Below are 23840 nucleotides of genomic sequence, written 5' to 3'. Positions count from 1 at the left end.
TTTTTTATTGTCTGGGATTCAACATCAGGCAGGAAAGACAGAAAGCAAAAAGCCGACCCTAAGGTCGGCTTTTCAAATGGTGGTGGAGCTAGACGGGATCGAACCGTCGACCTCTTGCATGCCATGCAAGCGCTCTCCCAGCTGAGCTATAGCCCCACAAAAGTGGTACGCTTTAACCGGCGTTACGGTATTCCCCAACCTTTCTGAGATAAAGGTTGGTGGAGCTAGACGGGATCGAACCGTCGACCTCTTGCATGCCATGCAAGCGCTCTCCCAGCTGAGCTATAGCCCCAATCCACAATCACAAAATCCTGTGAACGGGGCGCATAATATGAAACCCCTGAAACACTGTCAACGGCTAAATTGAATTACTCAGCCAAGCGCTGAAAAAGCCGCCAAATCAGCGCGTTTCACGCTAAAAAATCGCGTTTATGGGTAAAAATCAGCCGCAGCAAGCGCCGCATCACAAAAACCAAAAAACCTTATCCATTGTGTTGATTTTTAATTAACGGAATGTTAGCGATTTAGGCTTGAGTCACCCGCCCCACAGGCATAGACTGCCCCCGTCGTAAATTCCACAACTATAAACCGAGTCAGTTATGTCGTTGCATTCACCAAAAGAAATCGCTGCGCTAGCCATTCAGGCAGGCGTAAACAAAAGCCAGGCGTCACTCGCCAACCTGCTCATTCTGGGCTTTCTCGCCGGGGCCTTTATCGCGACCGGCTTCCTGCTGGACATCCACGTTATCGGCACCTTACCGGCCGAATGGGGCTCCTTCGGCGCATTGCTTGGCGCCGCTGTCTTCCCGATCGGGCTGATCCTGACCCTTCTTGCCGGTGGTGAGTTACTGACCGGTAATATGATGACATTACCGATAGCCTGGTTTGCTCGCCAGATTTCGTTTTTCGCCATTTTGCGCAACTGGTTCTGGGTCACGCTGGCCAACTTCGTCGGCAGCGTGGCTGTCGCCTATTTCTTTGGCCACCTGCTTGGCCTGACAGAGGGCGCATTCCTGCACAAAACCCTGTCCATCGCACAAGCCAAGGTCGATGCCGATTTCCTGCACGCATTCATTTCCGGCGTCGGCTGCAATTGGCTGGTGTGTTTGGCAGTATGGTTAGCCTTTGCCAGCAAAGACGTGCCGGGCAAAGTGATTGGCATGTGGTTCCCGGTGATGGCTTTTGTGGCTATTGGTTTTCAACACGTGGTGGCAAACATGTTTATAATCCCGGCCGCTATCTTTGCCGGTGGCATGAGCTGGGGCCAATATCTGCCCAACTTCACCGCCGTATTCCTCGGTAACGCATTGGGAGGTGCAGGCTTCGTCGGTTTGATGTACTTCCTCGCTTACCGCCCCGCCGTTCCTGCCAGCGAACAGGCCTGATCGGCGCAGATAAAAAAAAGCCCCGGGATAACTCCACGGGGCTTTTTTATTTACAGGCTCAGAAACGATCAGGCCTGGGCTTCACGTCCGGCGATGTAAGCCAGCGCCAGATCAATACGCTGCAGAGAACGTGCCTGACCAATAGCATGTACGGTAACATCCATACCCGGTGACTGGCCGGCACCCGTGACCGCTACGCGCAGCGGCATGCCGACCTTGCCCATACCGACACCCAGCTCATCAGCCGTGCCCTGAATGGCGTCATGCACGTTTTCTGGCGTCCAGGTAGTGATAGCCGCCAATTTGGCACGTACGGCCTCCAGCGGCTGGCGTGCAACCGGACGCAGGTGTTTTTTGGCAGCGTCAGCATCGAACTCACTGAAGTCTTCGTAGAAGTAACGGCAAGACTCCGCCATTTCCTTCAGGGTTTTACAACGCTCGCCCAACAGCTTAACGATGTCTTTCAGCTCAGGGCCATTACGGGTTTCGATACCCTGTTGTTCCACGTGCCACGCCAGGTACACCGCCACTTCTTCAGCCGGCATATGGTTAATGTAATGGTGGTTCAGCCACTGCAGCTTCTCTGTATTGAAGGCACTGGCAGATTTGTTGATCGCTTCCAGAGTGAAATACTCTTTCATCTCATCAATAGAGAAGATTTCCTGGTCGCCATGGGACCAGCCCAAACGTACCAGGTAGTTCAGCAGCGCCTGCGGCAGATAGCCGTCGTCACGATACTGCATCACACCTACTGCCCCATGACGTTTAGACAGTTTTTTGCCGTCGTCGCCCAGGATCATCGAAACGTGCGCGTATTCGGGTACCGGTGCGCCCAGCGCTTTCAGGATGTTGATCTGGCGCGGGGTGTTGTTGATGTGGTCTTCGCCGCGGATCACGTGGCTGATTTCCATATCCCAGTCGTCTACGACTACGCAGAAGTTGTAGGTCGGTGAACCGTCGGTACGACGGATGATCAGATCATCCAGCTCTTGGTTGCTGAATTCGATCGGGCCACGGATCTTGTCATCGAAGATGACCGAACCTTCCTGCGGGTTACGGAAACGTACCACGTGTGGCTCGTCATCTGTATGGCTGCACTGGCTGTCCCGGCAGTGACCGTCGTAACGCGGTTTTTCGCCGTTTTCCATTTGCTTTTCACGCAGCGCTTCCAGACGTTCCTTCGAGCAATAGCATTTATAGGCGGTACCCTGCACCAGCATGTCGTCAATTACCGCGTTATAGCGATCAAAACGCTTGGTCTGGAAGTACGGGCCTTCGTTCCAATCCAGGTTTAACCAGTTCATGCCATCCATAATTGCGTCGATCGCATCCTGGGTTGAACGTTCCAGGTCGGTATCTTCGATACGCAGAACGAACTCACCGCCCGCATGGCGAGTGAATAACCAGGAATAAAGCGCAGTACGGGCGCCACCGACGTGAAGATAGCCGGTTGGGCTCGGTGCAAAACGGGTTTTGATTTTCATTGGGTTCACTGCCTTATTACGCAACGCGTGTCAGCGGTTGCCGACGATTGCTCGGAATTTAAAAAAGTGGGCAACATTGTATCACCACGCGCTAATTCCTCAACGCCGACACGATATTGCTGCGCCTGATTTCGCTCTCTCTGAAACGCGTTTCGCATAACAATGTGCAAAGAATCATCATTGCCGGTTATAAATATCGCATCCTGTTTAAATTTGCGGCGAACGATTGAAATCATTTTAAAAACCGTTGACTCACTTTCAACTATCCCTATAATGCGACTCCAACAAGACGGGGCGATTAGCTCAGTTGGTAGAGCATCTCCTTTACACGGAGGGGGTCGGCGGTTCGAGCCCGTCATCGCCCACCATCTTGTTGAGCAGTAAAGCAGTAAGAAATGAGAAGAATGAGGGTGATTAGCTCAGTTGGTAGAGCATCTCCTTTACACGGAGGGGGTCGGCGGTTCGAGCCCGTCATCACCCACCACTCATTCTCTTGTTTAGCAGTACCCGGAAGTCCTGAAGTGGGTGATTAGCTCAGTTGGTAGAGCATCTCCTTTACACGGAGGGGGTCGGCGGTTCGAGCCCGTCATCACCCACCACTTCTGCGGGTCGTTAGCTCAGTTGGTAGAGCAGTTGACTTTTAATCAATTGGTCGCAGGTTCGAATCCCGCACGACCCACCAATACAGAAAAAAGCGCCTTTTGGCGCTTTTTTCGCATCTGTCGTTCGGCCCCCCCATTACCTCTTCCCTCCTTGCTAAGCCCATGAAAAAAGCGCTGCAAGCAGCGCCCTATGGTCATAAATAATTCAAGTTGCAGGAAGGCGACAAGAGCGAGACAAATCGGCTTTAGCTGATTCGAACAACGCTTGCGTTGGCCCGCTAGGGTGAGCCTCAAAGAGGCTCATAATCACGATGAGCTTACTCAAGTCAGTGATTCGGGTGAACGCTTGCAGTTAACGCCCCTGCGGCTTGAAGTATGACGGGTATATCAGGCCGCCAGCGTCGCCCCGCCATCAATCACAATATCCTGCATGGTGATATGACCGGCACGATCGGAAGCCAGGAACAAAATCGCATCGGCGATTTCCTGCGGCTGAGCTATTTTCCCCAACGGAATACCCAGTTTGAACTGTTCCGGGAAACCGTTAATCGTTTTCTGCTCACCCGTTTCGTCCTGCCACATACCACGCTGCATTGGCGTATTGGTTGAACCCGGCGAAACCAGGTTGCTGCGAACGCCATAAGGGGCCATTTCCAACCCTACGGTCTGGCACAGGCTACGCAATGCCGCCTTGGAGGCACAGTAGGCCGCCATGCCGACACGCGGCACATGGGCTGCGTTGGACGCCACACTGACAATCGCACCACGCCGTTGGCGGCGGAACACCGGCAAGGCATGGCGGAACATATTGAATGCCCCACCCGCATTGACGGCCAGACAAGCCAGCCAATCCGCAGCGCTGGTTTCATCCGTCAGCCCCATACGCAGAATACCCGCCCCATTCACCAGCACGTCTAATTCACCCTGCTCAGCCAACAAACGTCCGCACACAAGATCGACTGCATCACTGTCGGCGATATCCAGTACTTCGGTACGGAAGGCATATTCCGGCTCGCCAAAGTGCTTATCAAAACCAATCACCTCGGCACCGGCCCGCATAAAGGCTAACGCCGTTTCCAAACCAATCCCGGCCCCTGCACCAGTGACCCAGACGCGTTTACCTGCAAAATCGCCCGGTTGCGCCATCAGGCTTTCCCCTCTGACAACAGCGCCCACCAGCCATCAATGCTCGGGTTCTTGGCCAGGGCGATAAAATCGATATCGCCACGGATTTTACGCCAGCGCGCGGCCAGCTCCATAATGCGCACCGAATCCAAACCGTAGTCGATCAGGTTTTCGTCGTCACCCATGTCCTCGCTGTCTTCGTCGAGGAAAGGCATGATTTGCTGACGCAGTGCCGCCTTACTGGCGATTCCTGGCAACAGTTCGGCGGTCGTTACCACACGGCCACAACGGCCTGCGGTATAGCGCAACGCCATCAGATGCTCTTCACGAGAGAAGTCGGCCAGGCCGTCAGCCACCATAAACGGCTGAATATTGCGCATGAAGGCATCAATCGCCGTGGTCATACAACCGATATGCGCGTACACACCGCAGATAATCAACTGATCGCGGCCTGATTCCTGCAGAATGTCCTGCAATGGTGAGCGGTGGAAAGCACTGTAGCGCCACTTCACCAATACAGTATCGTCGTCTTCCGGCGCCAACGCGGCAACCACCGCCTGCTGTTCCGGATGTTTATTCAAACCCGGTCCCCACATGTCATTGAGCAAAGCGCGATCTTCATCGCTTTGCTGGTTCGGTTGGGCGGTATAGAACACCGGGATCCCCTGTGACTTGCAGTAACGGCGCAGGTTGGCAATGTTCTCCACCACCTGTTTGATCAACGGGCTGTCTTCGCCCCAGAAATTCAGAAAATACTGCTGCATGTCGTGGATCAGCAGTGCAGCGCGCTGCGGTTCCACCGCCCAGGTCACTTTGTTGGTTGGCAGCTCAGCCTGAGTCGGCAACGCGTAATCATTAAGTTTTGGAATGGCCATGACTTATTCTCCCTGGACCAGAGTCAGTTGTTGCGCTTCCAGGCGTTGGCGCAACAGTTTTTTATCCACTTTGCCAACCGGGGTGAGCGGCAGCGTATCAACCTGTATAAAACGGTCGGGTAATTTGAATTCGGCCACGCCCTCGGCGCGTAAATGGCGACGCAGCACGACCGGTTTCAGTGCCGTGGTGGCGATAATATAGGCGCAGCTTTTTTCGCCCATCAGCTCATCCGGCATCGATACCAGCGCCGCATTGATCACTTCCGGATGACGCAACAGCAGATTTTCGATTTCCTCGGCGGCGATCTTTTCCCCGCCGCGGTTGATCTGATCTTTCTGTCGCCCTTCAACCTTCACATAGCCGTCTTCAGTCAGGCTGATCAGATCGCCGGAACAGTAAAACCCGTCGTGATCAAAAGCCGCCGCGTTATGCTCCGGGCTTTGGTAATAACCGCGGAAGGTATAGGGCCCGCGGGTCATGAGACGCCCGGTTTCCCCTACCGGCAGCGGGTTGCCATCATCATCGGCCACCCATAACTCGTCATCCGGTGACATTGGGCAGCCCTGGGTCGTCAGAATATGCCGGTCGTCATCATCCAGCCGGGTGTAATTCACCAGGCCTTCAGCCATACCGAACACCTGCTGTAACTGACAGCCGATTTCCGCAGGAATACGCGCCGCCAGCGTTTCCCCCAGCTTGGCACCGCCCACCTGCAGCAGCTTAAGGCTGGTCAGTTGTTGGCAAACGCCCCACTCTTCAATAGCCTGCAGCCACAGCGTCACCGCCGGTGGTACGAGCGCCGTCACATTAATCTGATGCTGTTCGATCAGTCGGAAGCATTGTCCGGCATCGGGATCGCTGGCAAACACCACCAACCCGGCACCATAGAAAACCCCCAGGACACCCGGCGAGCTCATTGGGTAGTTATGCGCAACCGGCAATGCGCACAGGTAGCGAGTATCCACGTCAAAATGACAGATCTCCACGCTACGGCGGATGCTGTAGTAGTAATCATTGTGGGTGCGTGGAATGAGCTTTGGCGTCCCGGTACTGCCACCAGACAGTTGGAAAAATGCCACCTGGTCTGCCGGGGTTGGCGCAGCAACAAAATCACCGCTGTCCTCTTCCAGCCAGGCTGACAGTGACAGTTCGCCCCCCTCCTGGCTACGCAACCCCACCACACGCAAGGAAGGATGCTCGGCACGGAACGCCGTCAGGAATTCGTCGTTACCAAACAGAGCATGCTGACGGTCAGCAATCAGTAATGCCGGTTTGATCTGCGCAGCATATGCATTTAGCTCGTTGCGTTGATGACTGAACAATGCGTTTACGGGCACAACACCCATTTTCAGCAACGCAAAAAACGTCACATAGAACTCGACCACGTTACCCAGCTGTACCAACGCGGTATCGCCGCTTTGCATGCCCCGGCGCTGAAGGGCGGCAGCCAGCCGATCGGAAAGCTGGTTAAGCTGGCGATAGCTCAGGCTACGTTGTGGGTCGATCAACGCGATGGCGTCATTTTTGGCCTGACGAGTGACGATGTCGGTCAAGGGCCGATCGGTCCAATATCCGCGTTCACGATAACGACGGGCTAAATCATCAGGCCAGGGGGTAAAAGCAATACTCATGGGAATGTCTATCCTTGGTTCAGGCCAAACGCCCGCGAAATGGTACTGAGTTTGGTGCCGGTTTCATGCCATTCAGATTCCGGCGAAGAGTCTTGCACTATGCCGGCACCGGCAAACAGTCGCACCTGGTTGCCCTGCACCGTGCCGCAACGAATCGTGACCACCCACTCACCGTTACCTTCAGCATCACACCAGCCGACAATCCCGCCAAACAGGCCGCGATCAAAGGGTTCAAGTTGTTTAATCACCTGGTGTGCCAATGCCGTCGGCGTACCGCACAGCGCAGGCGTCGGGTGCAGCAGGCAGGCCAGCGAGAGCGCATTCTCCGCACGGCTGGCTGCCTCACCGTCGATCGGTGTGGACAGGTGCCACAGCGTGGTGGTGCTCAATAATTCTGGCGTGGTTGGGATATTCAGATAGCTGCAGCGTTCTGTCAGCACCTGCCGCATCCCTTCGGTGACAAACTGGTGCTCATAGCGATCTTTTTCTGATACCAACAGCTGTTGACTGATCTCGCGATCTCGCTGTGGATCGGCATGGCGTCGAGCGGATCCTGCCAATGGGTTAGAGAAAAATTGAGCGCCGGACTTACGTAGCAGAAGTTCTGGGCTAGCGCCCAGCAATGCCCCCTGATCCAGCGGTACGTGGAAGTGGAAACCATGCGGGTTCTGGGCGATGATACGCGCCATCAACGCCTGGCGGTCCACCGGCTCGCGCGTTTCAATCTCCAGCAGACGCGACAGGACCACTTTATCCAGCTGGTCGCCTTTGGTCGCCTCTACCGCATCCGCCACCATTTGCATGAAGGGTTGCTGGGCAGGCACTTCTCTTTGCCGGGTAATCTCCGGCAAAGCGTCCTGTGGGGATGTCACGCTGGCCAAAAAGGCATCGCGTTCAAACCATTGGGTGCGCTGGGGAATAAACAGCGCTGAGGGTTGATGAGTGTCAAAAGGGATCGCACCGCACAAAACCGGGTTCTTAACTCCCGCCAGTTTGGCCTCGGCAAACGCATGCTGCACCGCCTGTTGGAATTCGCCATTCAATTGGTCGCCATCCAGGGCCGGCAGCGTGATTTTGGCGAAGCAGCCTTGCGTGCTCAGGCTACGGAAAGGAGAGGTAAAGAAAAAGCCGGAAGTCGGCGACACACCTGCGACAGGCTGTTCGCTGCCCTTGCTTTGTGGCTTCTTCTGCCCGGTACCCTTTGCTGTCACACTCATCGGTTCTCCCTTTCGTATCATTAACAATAACCTGTATAATAATGATTATCATTTGTATTGAATCGCGTTAAATTACCCTCGTGAATATGCTATGTCAATAAATGTAAACAGTTCTTCCAATCATAATCATGATATAAAACCAGCAGCTTTAATTATATAAATGATAAGTATTACTATTTAACGTCTGAGGAATGCTTTATGAAGAAGAATCTGCTCATCAGCCTGGCGCTATTTGGCATGATGGCTATCGGTGCAGCCCATGCCGCAGACGCTGGCTGGCCGCGTAAAATTGAAACGTCACACGGCGTGGTGACGCTCGCACAGCCCCCTGCCCGTATCGTTTCCACCAGCGTTACCGTTACCGGCACCCTGTTGGCGATCGACGCGCCGGTGGTCGCCAGTGGTGCCACTACGCCCGGCAGCCGTCTGGCTGATTCACAGGGCTTCTTCCACCAGTGGAGCGCTATTGCGGCGCAACGCGGCGTTAAACGCCTGTACATTGGTGAACCCAACGCCGAGGCCATCGCCGGTGAAGCCCCGGACCTGATCATTATTTCGGCAACCGGTGCCGATTCCGCCCTGCGCTTGTACGATCAACTCTCCGCCATTGCCCCGGTGTTGGTCGTCAATTACGACGACAAAAGCTGGCAGGCGTTGGCGACTCAATTGGGTCAGGCCACTGGGCATGAAGCCCAGGCACAAAAAGTCGTCAGTGATTTCGATGCCCGCGAGAAATCGCTGAAACAGCGTATGACCCTGCCGGAACAACCCGTCTCCGCCTTGGTATTCAGCGCCGACGGTAAGTCTGCCAATCTATGGACCGCTGAATCTTCCCAGGGCCAAATGCTCAAGCAGCTTGGTTTTACGCTGGCCGTCCCACCCGCCAAGCTGAACAACAGCCGCAGCATGGGAATGCGCAAAGACATTATTCAACTTAGTGGAGAGAACCTGGCGGAAGGCCTGAACGGCCAGACGCTGATGCTATTTGCCAACAACGACAGTGACGCGCAGCGGCTGATGGCGAATCCTTTCCTGGCTCATCTGCCGGCAGTGCAACACAAGCGGGTTTATGCTCTGGGGAATGATACTTTCCGACTGGATTATTACAGCGCCAGCAATCTGCTGACGCTGTTGGAAAAACAGTTTATTTCTCAGTAGATTCTGCGGCGGGCTGGAGATCATTTTCTTGCCCGCCACTGCCAACCTGACGCAAACCACGCATCGCGAAAGCCAGCACTACGCCGAGTACCGCAACACCAAAACCAAAGCTGGTTGATGTCATCGCCGGCAGCATAAACGCCCCCATCGCCCCCAACAGCAACGCACCCAGTGCATCCCCTACCACGTTTTGCGCCGTCCACAAGCCATTAATACGCCCAAGGAACGCATCTGGCGTCAGGTTCTGGATCAACCCATACTGCAACAGTGAGTTCAACGCACTCAGGTAACCGAAAACCACCAGGAAAAACAGCGCCAGGCCATACCACGGCATGAGACCGAACAGACCAATGGCAATAAAGGCGCCAATCGCCGTCATCAGCATCATCCAACCCGGACGTGCAACCTGGGCAACTCGCCCACTGGTGAAAGCCCCTATCGCCGCACCCAGTGGGACAGCAGAGTACATAAAGCCCAATTGTGCTGCGCTGACATGCCACATGCCGGACATGGCCGGATACAGTACTCGCACTGCACTGGCCATGGTCAGCAATGCGCCGATCAGCGCCACCATACCGATCACCCGGTTGCGGAACAGGAAGCCGAAACCGCCGGCGAGCGCACGCAGCGGGTGCTCACGCGGCTGCGGTGGCGGCAACAGCTGAGGCAGACGCAGTAAAGGGATCAACGTCAGCAAGGTACCAAACGCCGCCAAACCGTAGTTCCACGTCACACCGGCATTGGCGATCACCAAACCCCCGATCGCCGGAGAAAGGATTGAGCCAAAGCGGACGGTCAACATGCTGATAGCCCCGGCCTGCACGATATTTTCACGCCCTACCAGCGCGGGCGTTGCCGCCAACAGTGCCGTAACGCCGACCGCACCAAAGAAACCGTCCCAGACCGCCAACAGATAAATCAGCGTCAATGAAGGTGCTGGCAACGCGGCGTTCAGACACAGACCGATAAAACCAATGCCGCAAGTGGAGCGCGCAAACAAAATCAGACGGCGACGTTCGTAGCGATCGGCCAGTACACCGCCCATCAGCAACCCGGCAAACATGCCGCTACCTGCCAGCGTTACGGACAACCCGACCAACAACGTCGATCCGGTCAAGGCTTGAATCTGAACCGGGATCGCAATGGCCATCAATCCCAGTGCGAGAATGGAAATAAAGCGCGCACAGAATACGGCGCGAAAAGCGCCATTGGTCTTAAGCAGGCCAAAATCAAGCAAAATAGAGGGCTTACTCATCAGCTTTCTCACCACAACTAAAGAAAAGGGGCAGCGTCTATAGCCAAAATAATTGGCGTTGCATCAAGGCGGCAAGCGCGAGCATCCCCAGGGTGCTTACTCAAGTAAGCCACTGGGCCAGCGCTCGCAGCCAACACAGATGCAGCTTCAAGAATGAAGGGTATGTGCTGCAATAGCGAAGGAACTCATGGTACCATAGATGAAAACAATCAATAATGATAATAAATATCATTTATATTCAATTAAATAATGGATTGTTATGTTACGGATTACACGCCATTGCACACAGCCCGTTCCCACCTCAGGGGGGCGTCACCTTGGGGGCACTCCCCGTTCATTTCGCCGCAGGCTGTTTGGTCTGCTGATTGCTCTTTTCGCACTGTTGGTCATCATGCTGCTCAGCCTGTCGCTTGGCGCCAAGTCTATTCCCTTTGATACGGTTATCCAGGCGCTGAATGGGCAATGCGGCGGGGCGGATTGCACCATCATTACCAATGCCAGGCTGCCACGCACGCTGGTTGGCGTGTTGGCGGGTATCGCATTGGGTCTGTCTGGGGTACTGATGCAAACCCTCACCCGCAATCCGCTGGCCGATCCCGGTATTCTTGGCGTTAACGCCGGTGCAGGCTTTGCCGTAGTGCTGGGTATCACCTTCTTTGGTGCCGCCAACATCAGCCAATATCTGTGGTTCGCCTTTGCCGGTGCGATGTTTGCCGCGCTGCTTGTCGCACTGATCGGTGCTCTGGGTGGCAGCAGTTTGAACCCGGTGCGCCTGACGCTAGCCGGGGTCGCATTGGCGGCGGTGCTGGAGGGCCTGACCTCTGGGATTTCCCTGTTAAACCCGCTGGTGTTCGATCAGCTGCGTTTTTGGCAGGCCGGTTCTCTGGATATTCAAAATATGCAGGTGGTGCGTACCGTCGCCCTGCCGATCTTATTGGGCACGCTGATTACGCTGTGGATGAGTAAGTCGCTCAATAGCCTGAGCATGGGCAATGAATTGGCTACCGCACTGGGTACCGGCATTGTTCGTACCCAGTTGTTGGGCCTGCTGACGATTACCTTACTGTGCGGCGGTGCTACAGCTGCCGTCGGTCCGATTGCCTTTGTCGGCCTGATGATGCCGCATATTGCCCGTCGGTTGGCCGGTTCAGAGCTGCACTGGATGCTGCCCTGGACGCTGGTATTGACCCCTATCCTGCTGCTGAGCGCCGACCTCCTCGGTCGTTTCCTGGTTGCCGGTGAATTACGTGTCTCCATCGTCACCGCCCTGATTGGTGCACCGCTGCTGATCGTGCTGGTGCGTCAGCGCCATATGTTCAGGAGGCAGCGCTAATGTCGATGTCTGCAGCCCGTCGGATGGCTAACCACAAAATTCGCGCCTTGTCGCGTCCGACGCTGACCGCGATGTTGCTCATGTTGGCCGCTCTGGGGCTCGCCATTTACGCCCTGGGCTCTGGCGCACTGTCGCTGAGTGCCTCGCAGGTGATCGACGCCTTGCGCGGTGAAGGCCCGGCAAACCTGGCGGTGATCGTCACCCAATGGCGCTTGCCACGCGTGATGATGGCTCTGTTGCTGGGGGCGGCGCTCGGCCTCAGCGGGGCCATTTTCCAATCGATATTGCGCAACCCGCTCGGCAGCCCTGACGTAATTGGCTTTAACACCGGCGCCTACAGCGGCGTATTGGTAGCCATCGTATTGTTTAATGGAAGTGTCTTCGGCATCACCGCTGGAGCGTTGGCCGGTGGCTTACTCACCGCCGCGTTGATTTATTTGCTGGCGTGGCGAAATGGTGTCGAATCATTCCGTTTGATTATCGTTGGCATTGCGGTGCGTGCCCTGTTGGTCGCCGGTAATACCTGGCTTCTTATCAGCGCCTCGCTGGAATCAGCGATGTCTGCCGGGCTGTGGAACGCGGGCTCACTTAACGGTGTCAGTTGGGCGAAAAGCCTGCCCGTACTGGTCGTGATTGTACTGTGCTGCCTGCTGTTATTGACGCTGGCTCGCCGTATGCGGCTGCTGGAAATGGGGGATGACGCCGCCTGCGCGCTCGGTGTGTCAGTGGAACGTTCGCGCGTATTGCTGCTGCTGGTCGGGGTCGTCCTGACGGCGGCCGCAACCGCCGTGGCGGGGCCCATCTCCTTTATCGCACTGGTGGCACCGCAGATTGCGCGACGCCTGTGCGCCAACCGTAGCGTACTGCTGCTGACTGCTCTGACGGGCGCCCTGCTGCTGCTGCTCGCCGATGTCGCCGCACAACGCCTGTTTATGCCTTATCAGTTGCCGGTCGGTGTACTCACCGTCAGCCTGGGTGGCATTTACCTGATTTGGTTATTAATCCGTGAGTCACGAAAAAAATGAATGCTGATCCCTTGCAGACCGCGCCATTGCGCGCTGAACACCTGACGCTCGGTTATGACAAAAAAATCGTCGCAAGCGACCTTTCCGTCTCCATCCCGCACGGTGAACTGACGGTCATTATCGGGCCAAATGCCTGTGGCAAATCTACCTTGTTGCGCACCCTCAGCCGTCTGATCCAACCACAGGCAGGCGCGGTCTGGCTAAACGGCAAACAGATTAGCGAATATGCGACCAAAGAGGTGGCACGCCAACTGGGGTTGCTGCCGCAAAGCTCAACAGCGCCGGGCGACATTACCGTGTTTGATTTGGTGGCCCGAGGCCGCTATCCGCATCAGCGTCTGTTCAGTCGCTGGCGTGAGGAAGACCAACAGGCGGTGGAACAGGCCATGCGTTCGACCGGCGTTTTTGAGCTGTCCGAACAGCCGGTTGATACGCTTTCTGGCGGGCAACGCCAACGCGTGTGGATTGCGATGGTATTAGCGCAGCAAACACCGCTGTTGCTGCTGGATGAACCGACCACCTGGCTGGATATCACCCATCAGATAGATTTGCTGGAGCTCATGCGCCAGTTAAACCGTGAAAACGGTCATACGTTGGTGGTCGTGCTGCACGATCTTAACCATGCCTGCCGTTATGCCACGCATCTGATCGCCATGCGAGACGGCAAGGTCGTTGCCGAAGGTGCGCCTAAGGATATTGTGACGCCGGAACTGATCGAAAAGGTGTACGGCCTGCGCTGCATGATCATTGATGATCCGGTTTCGCACACGCCGTTGGTGGTACCACTGGGTAAGTAATCGAGATGGTAGGGGCCCAGCATGCTGGGCCCGCGTTAATCGGGACGAATGTATTCATCCCCTACCCTCACTGGGGATTACAACGCTCGAAGTATGCGGTTCAATAGCGGCCCCAATACTTTGAATGAGGTGGGTGAAACGATATCTACGTGCGCACAATCGAGTTCATGCACCTGCAAGGTATCCACGTATTTCGCCCAGGTCTGCTGGACATCCATCCCTTCCTGCAAGGTCTGACGTGCAACAAACAGCGTCGCCTGCCCTTTGAAGTTCGCCGTATTGGTCGCAGAAAGCAGGCGTACCGAGTCGGCGTAGTTGGCTTCGATATTATCGAACATCGCCACACGGGTTTCACCCAATGCCGGATCAAGCGCATCCTCGGACACTGCCAGGAATTGCTGACGTTCGCGCTGAACTTCTTTTAGCACGTTGTCATCCAGCATCACGTCCCAGTTCTGCGTTTCCGGCGGGTAGGTATCCAGCAACCCAAGGAAGGCCACGTCTTCACCCCGCGCCTGCAACCTGGCTGCGATACCCTGTGCCAACGTGCCACCCAGCGAATAACCGATAAAGTGATACGGACCGTGCGGTTGCACCTGCAATACTTTCTCCAGATGCGCGTCGCACACCTGATCCATGTGCTCACTGAGCGCCAGCGGGCCGTCGGGGCGCGGTGACTGAATCCCCACCAGCGACCAATGCTGATCGATATAGCGCGGCAGTACGCTGAACTGCCAGGAGAATCCAGAGGCCGGATGCAGACAGAACAACGTCGGCCCCTCGGTGGTACGCAGTGGCAATATGCTGTCAAAACCCGTCTGGTCCGCTTCTTCCTGCGTGCGCTCTTGCGCCAGCAACTGCGCCAGTTGTTCCACGCGAGAAGCGACCATCACCTGCCCGACAGACACCGCCTTGCCCAGATCACGACGCAGTTCCGCCGCCAGGCGCATCGCCAGCAGCGAGTGCCCGCCGAGAGCGAAGAAATCGTCGTCGGCAAAGACAGTTTCACGCTGCAGCAACCGGGCGAACACGGTGGCGATTGCCGTTTCCAGCCCCGCTGCAGGTTCACGCCCTGCGGCTCTGACGCCGCTTTGCGGTTGTGGTAAAGCTTTACGATCCAGCTTGCCGTTGGCACTCAGCGGCAGAGACGCCATCTCAACCAACGCTACCGGCACCATATGTGGCGGCAGACGATCGGCCAGCGCAGCACGCAGCGCGTCCAGATCAAGACGTACGTCCGGCTGCGCCACCAAATACCCCACCAGTTGGCGGGCATCGCCGCCGGCAGGATCGGTTGGCGTATTATTCAGCACCAGCGCATGCGTAACCGCCTGCTTGATGCCCGGCAACGACAGCAGCGCATGATCGATTTCACTCAGTTCGATGCGCTGACCACGAATTTTTAATTGATCGTCACTACGGCCAAGGTATTCGACCTCGCCGCCTGGCAACCAGCGGGCAACGTCGCCCGTACGGTACATTCGGCCCCCCTTACCCTCAGGATCGGCCACAAAGCGGCTGGCGGTCAGCTCCGGTCGCCCCAAATACCCCTGTGCCAGCTGTACACCGGTAAGATACAAGTCGCCAGCAACACCCGGCGGCACCGGACGCAGACGGGCGTCAAGGATGCGCAACCCGGTATTCCACACCGGCAAACCGATCGGCACGTTAGCCCCCGTGACAGCGGCCAACGCCTCGCCCCAAGCCGGGTGCCAACTGACATCCACAGCGGCTTCGGTCGGACCATACAGGTTGTGCAATGGGACACCGGTGCGGCTTTGCCATAAGCGACACAGCTCGGCAGGCAGTGCTTCGCCGCTGCAGAACACCTGTCGTAATGGTGCGCAGCAGGCCACCGCTTGTCGGCTATCCAGCGCCCCCACAAAGGCCGCCAGCATCGAAGGCACAAAGTGCATGGTGGTCACCCGATACCGGTCAATCAATTGCAGCAGCTGTTCCGGATCGCGATGCGCCTCCGGCGGTGCCATCACCAATTGCGCCCCCACCATCAGCGGCCAGAAAAACTCCCACACCGAAACATCAAAGCTGCAAGGGGTTTTCTGCAACACCACGTCGCCCGCAGCCATCGGATACTGATGCTGCATCCACAACAAACGGTTGACGATCGCCTGGTGCCCCACCAGCACACCTTTTGGCCGCCCGGTCGAACCCGAGGTAAAGATAATGTAGGCCGGATGATGTGGCGTAGGCCCGTGGAGCACAACATCCGCTGCACTGTCAGCCGCCAGCGGTGCGTCATACAGGAAAATATCGCCCTTGCCAGCAAAACGCGCTTGCTGGCCAGGTTCGGTGATGATCAGGCGTGGGGAGGCGTCCTCCAGCATCATGCTGAGGCGTTCGTCAGGATAACCGGTGTCCAGCGGTAAATAAGCCGCGCCAGCCTCAACAATGGCCATTAATGCCAACGACAGGAACACGGAACGCGGCAACGCGACGGCGACGATATCCCCAGGTTGTACGCCCTGAGCGGTCAATTGGCGCGCCAACGCCATAACCTGTTCACGCGTTTCCCGATAGCTGAACTGGTATTGCGCATCAGCCAGTGCCGGGGCATCCGGGGTTTTCAGCGCCTGGTCTGCCAACAGGTCTGTCAGCGTTTGCGGTGCCACCGGATGCGCAGTGTCGTTAACCCTGGCCAGCAGCTCATGATCTTGCTCGGTAAGCAAATCGGCTTCGCTAATCGGCATCTGGGGCTGTGCGGCAAACTGACGCAACAATAACGGCAAACGCTGTAAATGCGCAGCCAACTCATCACGCTGATAGCGCTCGGCATTGGCCAGCAAATCAACCTTCAGCGTACCGGACTCATCCAGGTACAGCGCTACCTCCAGATCCCGAACGGGCCCTGATGCCAATTCATGGGTAATACCGTCAATACCGCCAAAGTCCAACTGGAAGTCGAACATTTTAAAGTTGAAAACCGTGCCGTACAGCGGCTGAGCATCGCCAATCCGCCCCAGATCCCGTTGTACCTGTTCCGCCTCATAGCGCTGATGGCGACGGACGATTTTCAGCTCGCGGCCAATATTGCCGGCAACGTCGCTCAAGGTCGCCTGCGGCTCGAGGTGCATTTCGATCGGCAATACGTTAATCACCGGGCCGTTGGCACACAACGCCGCCGAACCGGTACGGCGCATAAAGATGAAACCGGCGCTGAAACTGGCGTGGCCACTCAGACGAGACACCCATAACGCCACCAGTGCCAGCGCCATATCTGCCACGCTAAATTGCTGCTGACCGGCGTTCACCAGTTGGCTAAAGTCCTGCTGGTCGCACAGTTGCGACAACCGATGAATACGGGTGGTCGGCGTCTGTCCAGCCAAGGGTTGCGGGCAAAGGGTTGCCGGTGCCGGCAACTGTTGTGCCTTATTGAGCCAAAACGCGGCGTCGCGTTGGCTCGTAGCCGACTGCGCATAGCGCTGATACTCCTCGACTACCTCACTGAATGCGCTAAACGGCGTCGGATCCGGCTGTTCATTACGTAACATCCGGGTATAAATATGGGCAATTCTGCGGGCAATAGCAGTGAAACTGAAGCCATCAACCAGAATATGGTGATAACGCTGATACCAGAACCAACGTCGTTCCGACAGACGAATCAAGATATGCCGATACAGCGCATTGCCGCTGCCGATACGTAAATCACCGGACATATCCAGTTGCATGACAGCGCGTGCCGCCGCCGCGGCATCAGGAGAATCGCTGAGATCAAGATATTCTACCGGCAGGATCGCGAGTGACGGATCATGCCATTGCACAGGAACCCCATCACGCTCGTCAAAGCGGTACTGCAGGGTATCCACTTCGGACAAGCCCTGTGCAATCGCCTGCATCAAACGATCCTGATCCAACGCGCCATTGAGTTCGATGTAGTGGGAAACCGCATACGCATTGGCATGCGGTGAAATTTGATCGGCAACCCAAATTCCAGGTTGCGCGGCGACCAACGGCAGCTCAGTGGCGAGCTGCTGTTCGGCCGATAACAAAGTGCTGTCTGACAAGGTACTGACTCCTGTTTTCAGTATTGACGCCATCACGCCTTACGCAGTGATGCGGGCCGTATATCCTGCCAATGCTGTTCCAGCCAGTTCACGCATTGTGACCGTGCTGCAGGGCCGAATACCGGCGTCCACCCCGCCGGTACTGCGCTAAAATCAGGCCACAGGCTGCATTGCTGCTCGTCATTGCGCACAATCAGGCAGATTTGTTGTTCGTCATCGAACGGGTTCAGAGTTTCCATCGCGGACTCCTTGGGCAGAAAAAGTTAGCTTGGCCGCAGACGCAGGGTACTGATCTGCCCACAACGCCTGTAGTCCATCGATCAAACCGCCACGCCAACAGAGGTAGTCATGCCCACCCGCCACCGTCCGGTATTGCACCCGGTGACCGGCATCACGTAACAAATCTGCCATTCGGTCATTTACCCGGTGCGCGACTTTTTCGTGCACGCCGGCTTCCATAAACACGTTCAATTTACCTTTACCAACGCCCTGCTCGACTTGACGCAGCAACCAACCCGCATCGGCCGGTATCGCTTCGCGCTGGTACATATCACGTCGTGGCCACCAGAAAGAGCCTGACTGGCTGATCACCCCGCCGAAGCACTGTGGCCAGTGCAACCCGGCGTACAGTGAAGATAAACCACCGAAACTTTGGCCACACACCAGGGTGCGGGCCGGATCGCGGCTGTGCGGTGCCCATTCGGCAACCTGCGGCAACAGTTCCTCTTGCACCGCCAGCCAGAAATCTTCATTGCAGGCCAGCTCCTGAGTACGGTGCTTGAGATCGATAATGTCGATCAGTAAATAAACCGCTTCCGGCAGTGTGCCTTCTCGGGTTAACTGCATCAGCGGATCCCAGACGGGCATATTGCTCGACCAAAACTGGCCATCCAATAACACCGCCAACGGGCGCTGCCCCGGATTGCTGTCGCCAGTGGTATACACCCAGACATTACGGGTGTTGCCCAACCGCTTGCTGTGCCAAGGGTGGCGCTGCAATCTCGCCGGCGGTGCTGGCGTACAACGCCCGCTGGCGACCGCGTAGCGATCAAAATCCTGCCAGGCGGGTTGCGGCGGCGCTTCCGGCATATGCAAACCCGACAGTACATTGCCGCTGACACCGGCCCAAGAACGGTGAGGATTAAGCAGGTCTTGCGTCGCGCCGGCAAACACCTGATGCCACCAGTGACGAATCGAATGCATATTTGCATGCGCATCGTCATCACTGTGTTCCAAAGGGCGGTCGTCCATACAGGGGATAAAACAGTAGCTGCCACGCCAGTCGGCGCTAAGTTCCGTTTGCCAGTACCAGACGTCGGTGCCTTCTAATCGTTGCAGGCTCTGCGGCGGCGATGATTGATGGTGGTCGGTCAGGCAATTGATGTGGATCCAGACGCGTTGATAGGCTGAAGTGAGCTCACATCCCTGAGGATCACGCCATAAAAATGTGACCTTCCCTCGCCCATCCCCTTGCAGCTCCACCAGCGGCGTGCCGCGTTTGGCGATATTCAGCCACCATCCATGGCGCCCGGCGTGCTTGCTCGATAATAATCTGCTGCTTTCTGACTCGGATTTTGTTTTCAAAACGCCTATTCACTATTTAGCTGGCAGCTTCAGGAAAGCCGGTAAATTCGCGGCGCGAGGCGCTGCCCAAGAAAACGGTAAACCGAATACTATTGATAATTATTTGCGTTTGCAATAGTGTGTGTAGGCTCGCAAACAGGGCAGGTATTCTTCAACAGGGATGGATACCGGATTTTAGCGCTGAATCCGATGCTGTTGCCGTTGCGTCTCGGCCAGTTGGATTTTTATTTTCGAAAACACAAAAACTACAACCGCCCTTCTCTCAGCCGGTGGCCTACTGCGTCGGTGCCCCGGGAAAGGCAGCAAGGTAGGAACTCTCACATGAACCGCAAATTATCTCGTTACTCCTTAGCCACACTCATCGGGTTAGGGTTAGGCGCGTCCGCCTTTGCGCACGCCGCACAGCAAACTGATACCACCGCCGAAACCGACAACGTCGCCAAAAACAAAAAAGAAACCCACGAGGACACCATCGTCGTCACCGCAGCCAAGCAGAATTTGCAGGCGCCGGGGGTATCCACCATCACGGCCGAAGAAATTAAGAAACGCCCACCCGCACGCGATATCAGCGAACTGATCCGTACCATGCCTGGCGTTAACCTGACCGGTAACTCTACCAGCGGTCAGCGCGGCAACAACCGCCAGCTTGATATCCGTGGTATGGGTCCGGAAAACACCCTGATCCTAATCGACGGCAAACCGGCAACCAGCCGCAACTCCGTGCGCCAGGGCTGGCGTGGCGAACGTGATACCCGCGGCGACACCGGTTGGGTACCTCCAGAGATGATTGAACGCATCGAAGTGTTGCGCGGCCCGGCTGCGGCACGCTACGGCAACGGCGCTGCCGGTGGCGTGGTTAACATCATCACCAAGAAGGACGCCAAAGAGCTGCACGGCTCTCTGAATGCGTTCTTCAACGTACCGCAGCATAAGCAAGAAGGTTCTACCAAGCGTACCGACTTCAGCCTCTCCGGCCCGCTGACCGATGAACTCAGCTTCCGCTTGTTCGGTGGTTACAGCAAAACTCAGGCCGATGCGTGGGATATTAACGAATCGCATAAATCTTACCGTGCGCCGGCCTACGCCAACAGCACCCCCGCCGGACGCGAAGGCGTAGAAGACAAAAATATCGATGCCATGTTGCATTGGGACTTTGCGCACTTGCAGTCACTGGAGTTTGAGTATGCCTACGGCCGTCAGGGCAACCTGTATGCCGGTGATACTCAAAACACCAACTCCAATGCGTTGGTACAAAGTAACTACGGTAAAGAGACCAACCGCATTTACCGCGAAACCTTCGGCCTCAACCACCGCGGTGCCTGGGATAACGGTGTCAGCACCAACAACTATATTCAGTTCGAACGGACGCGTAATACGCGTCTGAACGAAGGTCTGGCTGGCGGTACCGAAGGCATCTTCGATACTAAAAATAACGGTTTCGGTACGACCAAACTGGACGACTTCCTGGCGCACAGCGAAGTCAGCGTGCCATTTGAACTGGGCGTGACGCAAACCGCCACGGTGGGAACCGAGTGGAACCAACAGAGAATGAAGGATGGATCTTCCACCAGCCAAACGCTGATGGGCGGAACCATTCCTGGTCAAGAAACAGGAACCCGCAGCCCTTACGCCTCCGCGCATATCTTCTCGCTGTTTGCCGAAGACAACATGGAGCTGACGGATACCACCATGCTGACACCGGGCCTGCGTTACGATCTGCACTCTGAGTCCGGCAACAACTGGAGCCCGTCCCTGAATCTGTCACAGGAACTGGGCGACTTCTTCACGCTGAAAATGGGCATCGCCCGCGCCTATAAAGCGCCTAACCTGTACCAGACCAACCAAAACTATTTGCTTTACAGCAAAGGCCAAGGTTGTTCCTCCAGCGATGTCAAAAATGGCTGTTACCTGCTCGGTAACGACGATCTGAAGGCGGAAACCAGCGTCAACAAAGAGATTGGCCTGGAGTTCCATAATGACGGCTGGCTGGCCGGTGTGACTTACTTCCGTAACGATTACCACAACAAAATCGAAGCGGGTAATAGCCGAATCGGCACCAGCAGCACCGGTACCGCCATTTACCAATGGGAAAACGTACCAAAAGCGGTTGTGCAAGGGTTGGAAGGTACGTTGAACGTCCCGGTCAGCGAGACCGTATCCTGGACCAACAACGCCACCTATATGATTGAAAACAAGAATAAGAGCACCGGTGATTACCTGTCGATTATTCCTAAGTTCACCATCAACTCGACGCTGAGCTGGCAGGCAACCCAGGAACTGTCGATGCAATCGACCCTGACCTGGTACGGCCGTCAGAAGCCGAAGAAATACAACTACCAGGGTAAACCGGTTAGCGGTACCGAAACCAAAGAAGTCAGCCCATACGCTGTGGTTGGCGCCAGTGCAACTTATGATGTGACCAAAAACGTCAGCCTGACTGCCGGTATCGACAACCTGTTCGATAAACGCCAATTCCGTGAAGGTAACTCGCAGAACGTCGGCGACCCAATAACCGGCACCATTAACATTGCCGGTGCAGGGGCTGCAACCTACAACGAACCTGGCCGCACTTACTATATGAGCGTAAACACCCACTTCTAATCGCTACAGTAAACAGGGGCTGCCAATGCAGCCCCTGTTTTATTATTTCTCCAGTGAGACCTGTTTGAAGATGTGCTTACCAAACGGGTCGATCTCGTAGCCTTTCACTTCTTTGCGTACCGGTTCAAAAATGGTCGAATGGGCAATCATCATTGCCGGCATTTGTTCATGCATCATCACCTGTGCCTGCTCGTACATCGCCACCCGTTTGGTATGGTCGTTCTCCTCACGCGCCTGCAGAATCAGTTTATCAAACGGCGGATAGCACCACTTGGCCGAGTTTGACCCGCCGTTGGCCGAAACGCAGGTAAACAGCGGCCCGAAGAAGTTATCCGGATCGCCGTTGGCGGTGGTCCACCCCATTAGCGCCGTCTGATGCTCACCATTTTTTATCCGTTGCAGATATTCCCCCCACTCAAAGGTGACAATCTTTGCCTTCACGCCGATCTTCGCCCAGTCGGACTGGATCATCTCCGCCATGCGTTTGGCATTCGGGTTATACGGGCGCTGCACCGGCATCGCCCACAGATCGATAGCGAAACCCTGCCCTAACCCCGCCTCCTGCAGTAACTGTTTGGCTTTCTCCGGCGAATACGGGTAATCCTCAATGTTATCGTTGCTGCCCCATTGGGTTGGCGGCAGCAGGTTCTTCGCCGGCTGACCGGCACCGTGGAACACGGCTTCCAGGATCGCCGGTTTGTTCACTGCCAGCGCCAGCGCCTGCCGCACCTTGACGTTATCCAACGGTTTTTTTTGGGTATTGAACGCCAGAAAACCGATATTCAGACCGGATTTTTCCATGAGCTGGATATTGGGATCCTGACGCATGCGCGCCAGATCCGCCGGGTTAGGGAACGGCATCACCTGGCACTCATTCTTTTGCAGCTTGGCATAGCGCACTGCCGCGTCTGGGGTGATAGAGAACACCAACCGGTCGATCTTCGGTTTGCCCTCCCAATAGTGATCAAACGCCTTGTAGAGGATTTTCGCATCCTTCTGGTACTGCACCAACTGGAAAGGACCGGTGCCGATCGGGTCGTTGTCCACCCGCTGCGGGGTACCGGCTTTCAACATGGCATCAGCATATTCGGCGGAAAGGATGGTGGCGAAGTACATGCCGAGATCGGCCACGAATGGCGCTTCGGCGCGCGAAAGCTCAAAGCGCACGGTGTTGTCATCCACTTTGACAATCTGGTTGATCAGCGTGCCAAACTCCATTGACTCAAAGTTGGTGTAAGCGCCGTTAGAGACCTTGTGATACGGATTATTGGCGTCTTTTTGCCGCATGAAAGAGAAGATAACGTCATCGGCGTTGAAATCACGGGTGGGGGTAAAATATTTATTGCTCTGGAATTTCACCCCTTTTCGCAGATGAAAAGTGTAATTTTTGCCGTCTTCACTCACCTGCCAGCTTTCCGCCAGGCTGGGCTGTAGCTCAACGGTGCCCGTTTTGAAGTCCACCAGCCGGTTGTAAATCGTTGCCGAACTGGCGTCTACCGTTGGGCCAGAGGTAAAGAGCTGCGGGTTAAACCCTTCCGGCGAGCTTTCGGAACAATAAACCAGCGTATTGGCGTGCGCACCGCTCATCACTGCCATCGCTAACAATCCCAGCATTGCTTTTGTTTTCATCCTGCCATCCCCGGTATAGAAAATAGACTCGATGGATACCAATAAATCATGCAGTTAGGGATGTAAAGGACAAATTATGAACACAAAAAACGGGGAGTGCTGGATGCTGCGCCCCC

16 protein-coding genes and 6 tRNA genes are annotated in these 23840 nt (G+C 55.9%); 10 read left to right on the top strand and 12 right to left on the bottom strand.

What is annotated here, in order from left to right:
* Positions 1–80 precede the first annotated feature (80 nt).
* Together ACI2J2_RS00360 and ACI2J2_RS00355 are read right to left on the bottom strand one after the other, a co-directional pair.
* Positions 81–156: transfer RNA gene (locus ACI2J2_RS00360), tRNA-Ala, on the bottom strand.
* A gap of 60 nt (positions 157–216) precedes the next feature.
* Positions 217–292 (bottom strand) — tRNA-Ala (locus ACI2J2_RS00355).
* A 307-nt stretch (positions 293–599) separates the two neighbouring features.
* On the opposite strand from ACI2J2_RS00355, the gene ACI2J2_RS00350 reads away from it, so the two are divergent.
* A complete protein-coding gene (locus ACI2J2_RS00350; RefSeq protein WP_404759183.1) occupies positions 600–1385 on the top strand; it encodes a formate/nitrite transporter family protein in 786 nt (261 codons plus the stop codon).
* Positions 1386–1453: 68 nt separating this feature from the next.
* On the opposite strand, the gene gltX is transcribed toward ACI2J2_RS00350, so the two are convergent.
* Complete coding sequence (gene gltX / locus ACI2J2_RS00345) at positions 1454–2869, bottom strand: glutamate--tRNA ligase (protein ID WP_209638724.1); 1416 nt, start codon at positions 2867–2869, stop codon at positions 1454–1456.
* A 292-nt stretch (positions 2870–3161) separates the two neighbouring features.
* Between gltX and ACI2J2_RS00340 the strand changes: the two genes are divergently transcribed.
* From ACI2J2_RS00340 to ACI2J2_RS00325, 4 genes are all read left to right on the top strand, one after another.
* A tRNA-Val gene (locus ACI2J2_RS00340) sits at positions 3162–3237 on the top strand.
* Positions 3238–3277: 40 nt separating this feature from the next.
* Positions 3278–3353, top strand: a tRNA-Val gene (locus ACI2J2_RS00335).
* A gap of 39 nt (positions 3354–3392) precedes the next feature.
* Positions 3393–3468: transfer RNA gene (locus ACI2J2_RS00330), tRNA-Val, on the top strand.
* Positions 3469–3475: 7 nt separating this feature from the next.
* Positions 3476–3551 (top strand) — tRNA-Lys (locus ACI2J2_RS00325).
* Positions 3552–3858: 307 nt separating this feature from the next.
* Here the strand turns inward: ACI2J2_RS00325 and dhbA are convergent.
* Genes dhbA through ACI2J2_RS00305 form a run of 4 tightly spaced genes read right to left on the bottom strand, consistent with a single transcriptional unit; the run spans position 3859 to position 8320 of the window.
* Positions 3859–4617: a 2,3-dihydro-2,3-dihydroxybenzoate dehydrogenase gene (gene dhbA, locus ACI2J2_RS00320; protein ID WP_209638722.1), complete on the bottom strand. Its 759-nt coding sequence runs from the start codon at positions 4615–4617 to the stop codon at positions 3859–3861.
* Positions 4617–5471, bottom strand: coding sequence for an isochorismatase (locus ACI2J2_RS00315; RefSeq protein ID WP_209638720.1), 855 nt, complete (start codon positions 5469–5471; stop codon positions 4617–4619). Before ACI2J2_RS00315 ends, dhbA begins: the two co-directional genes overlap by 1 nt.
* 3 nt (positions 5472–5474) lie before the next feature.
* Positions 5475–7103 carry a (2,3-dihydroxybenzoyl)adenylate synthase gene (locus ACI2J2_RS00310; RefSeq protein ID WP_404759182.1) on the bottom strand — a complete coding sequence of 543 codons (1629 nt, stop codon included), beginning with the start codon at positions 7101–7103 and terminating at the stop codon, positions 5475–5477.
* A gap of 8 nt (positions 7104–7111) precedes the next feature.
* Complete coding sequence (locus tag ACI2J2_RS00305; RefSeq protein WP_209638716.1) at positions 7112–8320, bottom strand: isochorismate synthase; 1209 nt, start codon at positions 8318–8320, stop codon at positions 7112–7114.
* Between the two features lie 198 nt (positions 8321–8518).
* Here ACI2J2_RS00305 and fepB point away from each other — a divergent pair, with 198 nt between their 5' ends.
* The gene (fepB, locus tag ACI2J2_RS00300) at positions 8519–9478 is read left to right on the top strand and encodes a Fe2+-enterobactin ABC transporter substrate-binding protein (RefSeq protein ID WP_209638714.1); all 960 of its coding nucleotides are present in this window, start codon (positions 8519–8521) and stop codon (positions 9476–9478) included.
* On the opposite strand, the gene entS is transcribed toward fepB, so the two are convergent.
* Positions 9465–10733 carry an enterobactin transporter EntS gene (entS, locus tag ACI2J2_RS00295; RefSeq protein ID WP_209638712.1) on the bottom strand — a complete coding sequence of 423 codons (1269 nt, stop codon included), beginning with the start codon at positions 10731–10733 and terminating at the stop codon, positions 9465–9467. The genes fepB and entS overlap by 14 nt on opposite strands.
* 259 nt (positions 10734–10992) lie before the next feature.
* On the opposite strand from entS, the gene fepD reads away from it, so the two are divergent.
* From fepD to ACI2J2_RS00280, 3 genes are read left to right on the top strand one after another with little or no spacing between them, the layout of a single operon-like run.
* Complete coding sequence (gene fepD / locus ACI2J2_RS00290; protein WP_404759181.1) at positions 10993–12066, top strand: Fe(3+)-siderophore ABC transporter permease; 1074 nt, start codon at positions 10993–10995, stop codon at positions 12064–12066.
* Complete coding sequence (gene fepG / locus ACI2J2_RS00285) at positions 12066–13091, top strand: iron-enterobactin ABC transporter permease (RefSeq protein WP_314592629.1); 1026 nt, start codon at positions 12066–12068, stop codon at positions 13089–13091. Before fepD ends, fepG begins: the two co-directional genes overlap by 1 nt.
* On the top strand, positions 13088–13888 hold the full coding sequence (locus ACI2J2_RS00280; protein WP_209638706.1) for an ATP-binding cassette domain-containing protein: 801 nt from the start codon (positions 13088–13090) through the stop codon (positions 13886–13888). The genes fepG and ACI2J2_RS00280 overlap by 4 nt, the downstream gene beginning before the upstream one ends.
* A 77-nt stretch (positions 13889–13965) precedes the next feature.
* Here ACI2J2_RS00280 and ACI2J2_RS00275 read toward each other — a convergent pair whose 3' ends face one another.
* The 3 genes from ACI2J2_RS00275 to fes are packed head-to-tail and all read right to left on the bottom strand — an operon-like array spanning position 13966 to position 19494.
* Entirely contained in the window at positions 13966–17910 is a 3945-nt protein-coding gene (locus ACI2J2_RS00275; protein ID WP_404759180.1) for an enterobactin synthase subunit F, read from the bottom strand.
* Positions 17911–17942: 32 nt separating this feature from the next.
* A complete protein-coding gene (locus ACI2J2_RS00270; protein WP_209638701.1) occupies positions 17943–18149 on the bottom strand; it encodes an MbtH family protein in 207 nt (68 codons plus the stop codon).
* Positions 18124–19494, bottom strand: coding sequence for an enterochelin esterase (gene fes, locus ACI2J2_RS00265; RefSeq protein ID WP_209638699.1), 1371 nt, complete (start codon positions 19492–19494; stop codon positions 18124–18126). Before fes ends, ACI2J2_RS00270 begins: the two co-directional genes overlap by 26 nt.
* A 321-nt stretch (positions 19495–19815) precedes the next feature.
* Here fes and ACI2J2_RS00260 point away from each other — a divergent pair, with 321 nt between their 5' ends.
* Positions 19816–22095, top strand: a complete 2280-nt coding sequence (locus tag ACI2J2_RS00260; RefSeq protein ID WP_404759179.1) for a TonB-dependent siderophore receptor — start codon at positions 19816–19818, stop codon at positions 22093–22095.
* Between the two features lie 42 nt (positions 22096–22137).
* Here ACI2J2_RS00260 and ACI2J2_RS00255 read toward each other — a convergent pair whose 3' ends face one another.
* A complete protein-coding gene (locus ACI2J2_RS00255; RefSeq protein ID WP_209638695.1) occupies positions 22138–23724 on the bottom strand; it encodes an ABC transporter substrate-binding protein in 1587 nt (528 codons plus the stop codon).
* Positions 23725–23840 lie beyond the last annotated feature (116 nt).

This window comes from Serratia sp. NPDC087055, assembly GCF_044900985.1.
Lineage (GTDB): Bacteria > Pseudomonadota > Gammaproteobacteria > Enterobacterales > Enterobacteriaceae > Serratia.
Note: the sequence above shows the minus strand (reverse complement) of the source record. Positions and strands in the feature narration are given on the sequence as shown.

Coding starts and splice junctions, on each gene's coding strand:
- ACI2J2_RS00260 (WP_404759179.1), top strand. CDS start 19,816: ATGAACCGCAAATTATCTCGTTACTCCTTAGCCACACTCATCGGGTTA.
- ACI2J2_RS00280 (WP_209638706.1), top strand. CDS start 13,088: ATGAATGCTGATCCCTTGCAGACCGCGCCATTGCGCGCTGAACACCTG.
- ACI2J2_RS00255 (WP_209638695.1), bottom strand. CDS start 23,724: ATGAAAACAAAAGCAATGCTGGGATTGTTAGCGATGGCAGTGATGAGC.
- entS (WP_209638712.1), bottom strand. CDS start 10,733: ATGAGTAAGCCCTCTATTTTGCTTGATTTTGGCCTGCTTAAGACCAAT.
- fepD (WP_404759181.1), top strand. CDS start 10,993: ATGTTACGGATTACACGCCATTGCACACAGCCCGTTCCCACCTCAGGG.
- ACI2J2_RS00315 (WP_209638720.1), bottom strand. CDS start 5,471: ATGGCCATTCCAAAACTTAATGATTACGCGTTGCCGACTCAGGCTGAG.
- fepG (WP_314592629.1), top strand. CDS start 12,066: ATGTCGATGTCTGCAGCCCGTCGGATGGCTAACCACAAAATTCGCGCC.
- ACI2J2_RS00350 (WP_404759183.1), top strand. CDS start 600: ATGTCGTTGCATTCACCAAAAGAAATCGCTGCGCTAGCCATTCAGGCA.
- ACI2J2_RS00305 (WP_209638716.1), bottom strand. CDS start 8,320: ATGAGTGTGACAGCAAAGGGTACCGGGCAGAAGAAGCCACAAAGCAAG.
- dhbA (WP_209638722.1), bottom strand. CDS start 4,617: ATGGCGCAACCGGGCGATTTTGCAGGTAAACGCGTCTGGGTCACTGGT.
- gltX (WP_209638724.1), bottom strand. CDS start 2,869: ATGAAAATCAAAACCCGTTTTGCACCGAGCCCAACCGGCTATCTTCAC.
- ACI2J2_RS00310 (WP_404759182.1), bottom strand. CDS start 7,103: ATGAGTATTGCTTTTACCCCCTGGCCTGATGATTTAGCCCGTCGTTAT.
- fepB (WP_209638714.1), top strand. CDS start 8,519: ATGAAGAAGAATCTGCTCATCAGCCTGGCGCTATTTGGCATGATGGCT.
- ACI2J2_RS00270 (WP_209638701.1), bottom strand. CDS start 18,149: ATGGAAACTCTGAACCCGTTCGATGACGAACAACAAATCTGCCTGATT.